We start from the raw sequence: 8,901 nt of genomic DNA on the forward strand, positions 1-8,901 counted from the left end.
GTAAGATCGTAAGAGATTATACCATTTTAGCAGGAGAGAATGATATCGACTTTAGAGGCATGGCCAATGGAGTATATGTGGTTCAGTTTGTAAGTGAGAACAGAACTTCAACTCATAGAGTCATACTCGATCAATAAGAGGTTTTCTTACTTCTAATTTATATAGCTCCCTTTTCAGAAATGAAAAGGGAGTTTTTATTATTTAGAAATTCCAAAAGATCGTACATAACCGATACTCAGTTCGGTAAAATCTGCTTGTCCTAAGTTCCCGTTGATGTGCGCACCAATAAAGAAATTATGCTTTGGAGATGTGTCTGTTCCAATAAAGTAATAATTTAAACCCAGTCGGGAAGAGATGTATTTCTTCAGCTTGTATTTTGTATTAAATTCTCCTAAAACAATCGGACTTTCCTCTGGGATATCCCTTGGCACAATCATCCAGCCTTCGTTTAATCGCCAGTCGATTGCATAGGCCGGTTTATAGATGTTGAAACCTAACTGAACATCTATTCCTACGTGATTCAGTAACAATTCTGCTTGTCCAAAGATGCCTAAAGTACTGGCACTATGCCACGGATTAGTTTTAAACTCATCAAATTCTCTTCCGTCCTGAACTAAAGATTCATTATTTGTAATGTAATCGTAGTAATGTTCGTACACTCTGTAATACAATCCGCCACCAACTTTTAATGTTTTGTTGTAAACTTTTCCGCCGGAAATAGCTACGGAAAATACTTCTTTTCTATTGTTAAATGCCGTGGCAAAAGCCTGTTGGCCAATCCCAGATCTAAAAGCTAAAAAATAGTGTTCTTTTTTACTGAAAGGATTTCCCAAGAGAAGATTACTCGTTCCCTCTTTTTTATAATCAAACTGTACCGAAGCACTTACTAGGAAGGAATTGAATCCCTGATTGGGTAAACGGGTATGACCGTTGGATTGATGTCTGTAACCAGCACCTAACCGATATGTCATACGGTTTTGCTTCAATAATTCGTAATAGAAAAATAACTTAAAAGACCAGGTTAGGTCGGTAGTAACTCCACGATTATTGGGATTGGTTTCTGCATCAAATTTTTCGGTAAAATATGCAGCTCCCATCCCTGCATGAAGTTTCAGGTTTTGTATTGTTTTCTTGAGGAAATTAACTTCTATAAAAGGCTCTAACGAAATAGCCTGACCTACAAATTCTGTATTTCCAAAGTCTGAAACCCCAATTGAAATACCCGTTTTAGGGTAGTTTAAACGGTGCGCCCACTCCTGTGAATTGAATCGATGGTCCTTTCCGAAGCTTATAAACAAACCTTTCTGTGCTTTAATGGTAGGAAAGCTATCATTAGGCTCTGCAGTTTTTCCGTAGAGAAATTCGGGGATAATAAAGTTTGAATAGTAAGACTTATCCTCAGCCTCTTGGGCAGTCACAACACGTATAAAACATAAAAAAAGAATGGTAATTTTTTTCATCTGGCTACGCAAGTAACCATTTTTTACTAAATTTTAAAAATATAAAAGCTACATTCGTTTTCACTTAAAAGATTTTTTTTGGAACTACTTATTCAACTTATTGCCCAAATGTCATCTCTTGCGTGGGGGCTTCCGTTATTGATTTTGTTGATTGGCGGCGGATTATACCTCCTATTCAGAATACGGTTTTTACCTTTTAGATATCTGGGACACGCAATCGCAGTGCTAAGAGGCCGTTATGATGATGAGCATGACGAAGGTCAAATCACCCATTTTCAAGCATTGACCACAGCCTTGTCGGCCACGGTTGGAATGGGAAACATCTCTGGAGTGGCTGTTGCTATTTTTATTGGAGGTCCGGGGGCGGTTTTCTGGATGTGGGTAAGTGCTGTCATTGGGATGTCAACTAAGTTTTTTACTGCATCACTCTCGGTGATGTATCGGGGAAAAGATAGTGCTGGAGAAATCCAGGGAGGTCCCATGTATTTTATAACAGAAGGTTTGGGTAAAAAATGGAAACCTTTGGCGATTCTTTTTAGTGTAGCCGGATTGGTAGGCGCATTACCAGTTTTTAATGTAAATCAGTTAACTCAAGCCATAAATGACATTGTTTTAAAACCGAATGATCTGTATTACGGATTTACAACAGATCTGGGCATTGGTTTCATATTACTTGTAATCACCTCAATTGTGATTCTTGGTGGCATTTCACGTATTAGTAAAACAGCCTCAAAGCTGGTTCCAGCTATGGTGGTGCTTTATTTTATATTGGTTTTAGGAATTTTAGTGGTCAATATTGAAGTAGTACCTAAATATCTTGGAATGATCTTTACAGATGCTTTTTCAGCTTCCTTTTTTCAGGGAGATGCCTTTTTAGGCGGAGCGATAGGCGGATTGATTTTACTGGGAATTAAACGAGGAGCATTCTCAAACGAAGCAGGGATAGGTACAGCGCCTATGGCACACGGAGCAGCAAAAACGAATGAACCAATTCGTGAAGGATTAGTAGCGATGTTAGGACCTGCCATTGATACATTGATTGTTTGTACCTTAACAGCACTGGCAATTCTGGTAACAGGCGTATGGCAGTCAAGTGATGCAAACGGAGTAAGTTTAACAGCGACAGCTTTTGAAAATGGTTTGCCTCTTTTTGGAAAGTACGCATTGTTATTGTGTATCGTAGTGTTTAGTATTTCTTCACTTTTTTCTTATTCCTATTATGGAACAAAATGTATGTCATTTCTATTTGGAGCACACAATAAAAAATACTACAATATCATCTATATCATAAGTATTCTGGTAGGCGCGACGACTTCATTAAGCATGATGATCAACTTAATTGATACGTTTTTTGCGTTGATGGCCATCCCGACGATGGTAGCAACGATTATTATGGCGCCCAGAGTTGTAAAAGAAGCTAAAAGATATTTTTCAAAGCTGAAAAAACCCTCTACAAATCATTAAGTACCTGCTGAAGGGCTGCCGTAAACTTTGTTGCTCCATCCGGATTTAAATGACTCTGATTCCAATAATCCCGAACATTGTAGTTGATTGTGTCTGCTTCTTTTTCTAAAAACTGAATGTCTGAAAATCTCGATTGGATCTCTCTAAAAATACTATCACGACGTTTCAGGATTGCTTCGTTTCGTTTAGGTAGATATGTTTTATAGGTTGGAGTCGTGCAGATGATGAAATTAAGATTCTTCTCTTTACAATACTCTAAAAGCTCATAAAATAAAGAGGTATTAGTGCTGAAAACCTTCAGATTTGGCACTGTATTTATTCTAAAATTACTTACAGCAATACTATCTTCGTTGTAGTTGAGTGTTTTAAACCTTCCGAAGTAATTATTAGTATTAAACCCGAAAGCTGTAAAAGCTGCCGGCGTATCTTTTGTAAGATAATAATTATAGAGCCTTTCAGAAAGTAAAGGTGCATTTGCTCTGTAAACTAATCGGTCTTTAAAATAAGTCGGTCTTTCAAATGTATTAATATCATAGTACTTTAAGAAATACGAATGTTTCCACCAGTTCTTTCCGTTATGCGGATATTCAAAATGGCTGTATGAAGCCTCTATAACAACTGTTTTAAGATTTGGAAGCCGCTCAATCATTCCTTTTAAAAGTTTAAAGTCGGTATCGTGGTGCTGATTTCCAGAGGCCAAATTAATTGCGGGGCCTTTTAACAATCCTACATTTACGGCACTTCGCATGTGAGAGGAACCAAGTACAAGAGTTTCAATTTCCTTAGAAGATTCTTTAAGGTATTGCTCATTTCTTTTATACGAAGTATCCATGCTACGTGTCGCATATTCCATTGCCAAATATCCCAATACGACTGGAATAAAAAAGAGAAACAGGTATGAGATAAATTTCTTTTGCATTTTTAAAACTGAAAGTATATAAACGCATCTCCAGATTCTGAATAACGAATGAGTAACATAATAAGAATATAATAGACTGCCCAGCGCACCGCTCTGGGAAGTTTGATCTCTAATTTCTGAAGCGGGAAATCCCAATTTCTAGTAGCTAATTCTGCAAGGATCATGGCAACTAAAAATAATAATTTAAACCCGATGAGTGATGACACAGTGGCATCCAACTGAAACGTAAATATCCGTTTTAAAATGAGAAATGCTTGCTCACTACTTTCAGCTCTAAAAAAAATAGAAGAGATGCTGGTAATAAAAAAGAAGTATCCTAGGGAAACAAGTCGTGGCGCTTTAGCTAATCCTTTCCGAAGCGAAAAATTATGACCAAATTTGATGCGTTCTGCGATTAAAATAAAACCGTTAAATATTCCAAAGCAAATAAACGTCCAATTGGCACCATGCCAGAAACCTACGAGCAGCATGGTAAGTAATAACGCAGCACCGCGCACAAGCGAGTTTACCTTATTGGATGACTTTACCAAAGGAATATAGACATAATCGGTAAACCAATTGGTTAAGGTAATGTGCCAGCGTTGCCAAAATTCGGTAATATTTTTAGCGAGATAGGGGAGATTAAAATTTTTACTGAGTTTAAATCCGAACAGCTTCGCGGTACCAATTGCAATATCGGTATAGCCCGAAAAATCACAATATACCTGAAGACTAAACAGAACCGCTGCAAAGAGCAACATGCCAGCTCCGTATTGCTCCGGATTGTTAAAAACCATCGTCACTGCAATCCCTAATTTGTCTGCGACTAGCACTTTTTTAAACAATCCCCAGAGAATTTGTCGCAATCCTTCGGTTGATGTATTTAGATTAAAAGAGCGTTCTCTTTCAAACTGCGGAAGAAGTTTTTTGGCCCGCTCAATAGGTCCAGCGACCAACTGTGGAAAGAAACTTACAAAGCATAGAAAGGATAGCAGGTTTCGAGTAGGAGGGATGCGTTTTTTGTACACATCTATCGTATAGCTCATTGTTTGAAATGTATAGAAGCTAAGCCCCAACGGAATGATCACCGTCCAGATTGTAAATGAACCTTCAGTTATTGGGATGTTGAAAAGGTTTCCGAAGCTATTAATAAAGAAATTAAAGTATTTAAAAGTGACCAGTATTCCAAGATTCCAAAGGACACTTGCGTACAACCAAAGTTTACGAATCGATTTCTTTTCAGTTTTATTAATAGAAATTCCAGCAATATAGTCTATGAGAGAACTGGCAAGGAGTAATCCTAAAAACCGCCAGTCCCAGAGGCCATAAAAGAGATAACTTGAAAATAGTAACAGTGCATTTTGACCTTTTCTTCTTTTTACACCAATTGCCCAGTAAAGCGCATAGACAATGACGAGAAAAAAACCGAAGTCAAAAGAGTTGAACAGCACTTTTTAGAATTTGTGCTAAAGATAAAAAAGTGAAGGAGAATTTACGCTAAAACTACTTTGTATTGTTTCAGCATTTGCAATAAGACAGCCTCTGTCTGAGAAAAATTCTTGGTCGTTTCTATATCTTCGTCACGGTTGAGTTTTTTGAAATAAAACTCGATACTTCCATCACTATACTTCTCTTCCAAAATAGGATGCACATAATATTTTCTGCACACCGTACGCGTATTACCTAAACCAGCTGCGGCGGCATCAAATGATTTTAAGATGTTTTTCTGAATATCTTTTTCAGTTTTTGGCATTCCTAAATCATATAGTGTCTGAAGGGCAATTTTACTGGCTCCCCAGGTTCTAAAATCTTTAGCTGAAAAATCTTCACCACTCAACTCGTGAATGTAATCATTGACCATTCCGCTATCGATACTGTGGTGTTTTCCGTTTTCGTCATAATACTGAAACAGCTCCCATCCCGGAATTTCTTCACATTGTAATACTAATTCTTGAAGCTTTTTATCGGTAAGATCTATCGCATGTTTTTTTCCTTTCTTGCCTACAAACTGAAACTGAATTCTGTCTTCCAGCACATCCATATGTTTGGTGCGTAGGGTGGAGAGGCCGTAGGTCTTGTTCTTTTTTGCGTAATATTCATTCCCAATCCGAATGTGAGTTTCTTCCATCAATCGCAATACCAATGCTAGGCACTTACGTTTTGTCATCTTAGGAAGTTTCAGGTCTTTTTCGATGATCGTTCTCATTTTTGGCAGCGCATCCCCAAAGGAAATCATCTTAAAGAACTTCGTCTTATTTTTGATTTCGGACCAGTTGGGATGGTACCTGTATTGTTTCCGAAGTTTTTCGTCTCTACCAACTACTTGTAAGTGACCATTTTCTAGATGCGTAATTTTGACATCTTCCCAAGCAGGAGGGATGACTAGACTTTTAAATCGTTTGATGGATTTACGGTCTTTAATTTTAGTACCGTTTTGCGTATAATAAAATCCACGACCGTGCTTGTGTCGCTCTATGGTTAGGTTTTTGTCTGTAACATAAATAAGATTAGCATACTTTGCTGCTGCTCGCGGATCCTTTAAAATTTTTTTAACCTGGGGTGCATTGATTACCATAGGCTAAAACTACAGTATAAATGTTTTAGAAAATCTTAAGGAAATTACAAATGTTGTTTAAATTTTAGTCAAAATAACTAAACGTTTCTCCATCTTTAATTTTAAGCAAAGTTTCATAAATAAGCTTGATCACGTTTTCCACATCATCTCTATGTACCATCTCGACGGTGGTATGCATATAGCGAAGGGGTAGTGAAATAAGTGCACTGGCTACTCCAGCATTGCTATAAGCAAAAGCATCGGTGTCTGTTCCGGTGGCCCTTGATAACGCTGCACGCTGAAACGGAATTTTCTTTTTCTCGGCCGTTTCAGTAATAAGATCACGTAGTTTTTGTTGTACTGCGGGTGCATATGCAATAACAGGACCTTCACCAATTTCTACTTTCCCTTGTTTTTTTACATCAATCATGGGAGTGGTAGTATCGTGAGTTACATCGGTCACGATCGCTACATTTGGTTGTATACGCTCGGCAATCATTTGTGCACCACGTAAACCAATTTCTTCCTGAACAGAGTTTGTGATGTATAAACCGAAAGGTAATTTCTTTTTATTCTCTTTTAATAGACGAGCTACTTCAGCGATCATAAAGCCACCCATTCGGTTATCGATAGCGCGACATACAAATTTGTCTTTATTTAAAATATGGAAGCCGTCTGGATAGGTAATGACACAACCTACATGAACGCCAAGTTTTTCAACTTCATCTTTATCTTTTGCTCCTATATCAATAAATATATTATCTGGTTTAGGCGCTTCTTCTTTCGATTTATTTCGTGTATGAATGGCCGGCCAGCCAAATACCCCTTTAATAATTCCTTTCTTTGTATGAATATCAACAATTTTGGACGGTGCGATTTGATGATCACTTCCTCCGTTTCGAACTACATACAACAAGCCATTGTCACTTATATAATTGACATACCACGAAATTTCGTCGGCATGCCCTTCAATAACCACTTTAAATTTTGCATCGGGATTAATTACGGCTACAGCTGTTCCGTAGGTATCTGTAATAAACTCATCAACATATGGCTTCAGGTAGTCCATCCAGATTTTTTGTCCGTCCCATTCATAACCGGTAGGAGAAGGATTGTTTAAGTATTTTTCTAAAAATGTTAGTGATTTTTTATTCAGAATAGAAGCTGCCATTGTTTGTTTTTTGATTCACGTCAAATTTAGCATTTTATTCAGAAGAAGCCATTGAATTTGTTTAATTTTGGAATGATTTTAGTGATAAGAGTTTTTAAAAAATAAAAGTGAAAATTCATACCTATATATATATCCTATTTGGATTGTTATTGACCACAAGTGCCATTTCGCAGGAAACCGAAAAAGACAGTCTTGGTAAATTCTATTATATCATAGAAGGGGATACCATTCCAAAAGAGTTTATTGATCTCGAAGAAGTAGTGCTTTTGAATAAGTTGAATTTCAATTCAAAAGAAGATAGGCGCAGGTATTTAATTTTACGTAGAAAGACCAGAAAAGTGTATCCCTATGCAAAGCTGGCTTCCGAAAGATTAACAACCATGACCGAACGACTTTCTGAAATTGAGAGCAAACGTGACCGTAAGAGATACACTAAACGTATTCAAAAATACATTGAAGAAGAGTTTTCAGAAAAATTAAAGAATCTCACCCGTACCGAAGGGCAGATCTTAGTAAAGTTAATCCATCGACAAACGGGGCGTACCGCTTTTGACCTTGTAAAGGAATTGCGTACTGGCTGGCGGGCTTTTTGGTATAATACCACGGCAAATATGTTTGATATTTCTATTAAAGAGGTATATGATCCATTTACCACCAAAGAAGACTATCTTATAGAGGATATTCTGGAGCGATCTTTCCAGGCCAACATTCTCGAGCGTCAAAAGCCAGCTTTTGAGATTGACTATTTGGACTTGACTTCCCAATGGAATAAGAAATCTGTTAATAACTAATACAGTTTTTCTTTCCCAGTGTTTCAGTTTTATGTATTTTTGTAGTTCGCTTCTAATTTTTTGAAGCATCGTTCTTTTCGGCTTATAATCAATTATTTTTAGTTTGATGGTGTTCCGTACTGCTTTTTTAGCAGTCCGGCCGTGCTTTCAACTGTATCCCAGACTTGACTAATCTGCGTCTGGGGATGCCGTTTCAATCACTAACACAAAATATTTTTTTGCACTAAACACGCTGGTATCAATGCGTTGCAAAAACTTTAAAAAAAAGATAAAAAAAAGTTGAAAATAATTTTGGTGGTGTTCTAAAAAGGGTTGTATATTTGCACCCGCTTAGAGAAACAGCGACGTTCTTTTAAACATGGTGATGGGTAATTTAAAAACGGTTCAACTCCGTTTCATCAAACAAAAACACTCTTTTTTAATAAAGAGATTTTTTAAGTTCATTGATATATTGAAATTGACAGCGTATGGGTTTGGATTGGAAACAATTCGGACTTGTATTGAAAACTAAACTAAGAGAAATAGATTTACCTTGAGAATTTTTTAATGAGTTCAAGCTTATT

8 protein-coding genes are annotated in these 8,901 nt (G+C 37.1%); 3 read left to right on the plus strand and 5 right to left on the minus strand.

Annotated features, from left to right (window positions below):
• Positions 1-23: 23 nt before the first annotated feature.
• Positions 24-137, plus strand: a complete 114-nt coding sequence (locus ACFQO1_RS13025; protein WP_380217219.1) for a T9SS type A sorting domain-containing protein — start codon at positions 24-26, stop codon at positions 135-137.
• A 60-nt stretch (positions 138-197) separates the two neighbouring features.
• Here the strand turns inward: ACFQO1_RS13025 and ACFQO1_RS13030 are convergent, their stop codons facing one another.
• Positions 198-1,460 (minus strand): acyloxyacyl hydrolase, encoded by a 1,263-nt coding sequence (locus ACFQO1_RS13030; RefSeq protein ID WP_380218607.1) that lies wholly within the window; start codon positions 1,458-1,460, stop codon positions 198-200.
• Between the two features lie 108 nt (positions 1,461-1,568).
• On the opposite strand from ACFQO1_RS13030, the gene ACFQO1_RS13035 reads away from it, so the two are divergent.
• The gene (locus ACFQO1_RS13035) at positions 1,569-2,924 is read left to right on the plus strand and encodes an alanine/glycine:cation symporter family protein (RefSeq protein WP_380218614.1); all 1,356 of its coding nucleotides are present in this window, start codon (positions 1,569-1,571) and stop codon (positions 2,922-2,924) included.
• Here ACFQO1_RS13035 and ACFQO1_RS13040 read toward each other — a convergent pair.
• The 4 genes from ACFQO1_RS13040 to ACFQO1_RS13055 all read right to left on the minus strand — a co-directional run bounded on the left by ACFQO1_RS13040 (position 2,911) and on the right by ACFQO1_RS13055 (position 7,547).
• The gene (locus ACFQO1_RS13040) at positions 2,911-3,843 is read right to left on the minus strand and encodes a hypothetical protein (protein WP_380218608.1); all 933 of its coding nucleotides are present in this window, start codon (positions 3,841-3,843) and stop codon (positions 2,911-2,913) included. The two genes, ACFQO1_RS13035 and ACFQO1_RS13040, sit on opposite strands and share 14 nt — an antisense overlap.
• A 2-nt stretch (positions 3,844-3,845) precedes the next feature.
• The gene (locus ACFQO1_RS13045; protein ID WP_380218609.1) at positions 3,846-5,273 is read right to left on the minus strand and encodes an MBOAT family O-acyltransferase; all 1,428 of its coding nucleotides are present in this window, start codon (positions 5,271-5,273) and stop codon (positions 3,846-3,848) included.
• A 41-nt stretch (positions 5,274-5,314) separates the two neighbouring features.
• On the minus strand, positions 5,315-6,397 hold the full coding sequence (locus tag ACFQO1_RS13050) for a DNA topoisomerase IB (protein ID WP_380218610.1): 1,083 nt from the start codon (positions 6,395-6,397) through the stop codon (positions 5,315-5,317).
• A gap of 64 nt (positions 6,398-6,461) precedes the next feature.
• Positions 6,462-7,547, minus strand: coding sequence for a M42 family metallopeptidase (locus ACFQO1_RS13055; protein WP_380218611.1), 1,086 nt, complete (start codon positions 7,545-7,547; stop codon positions 6,462-6,464).
• A 107-nt stretch (positions 7,548-7,654) separates the two neighbouring features.
• Between ACFQO1_RS13055 and ACFQO1_RS13060 the strand changes: the two genes are divergently transcribed.
• On the plus strand, positions 7,655-8,338 hold the full coding sequence (locus ACFQO1_RS13060; RefSeq protein ID WP_380218613.1) for a DUF4294 domain-containing protein: 684 nt from the start codon (positions 7,655-7,657) through the stop codon (positions 8,336-8,338).
• The last annotated feature ends 563 nt before the right edge of the window (positions 8,339-8,901 follow it).

Source organism: Jejudonia soesokkakensis (genome assembly GCF_042664795.1).
GTDB lineage: Bacteria > Bacteroidota > Bacteroidia > Flavobacteriales > Flavobacteriaceae > Jejudonia > Jejudonia soesokkakensis.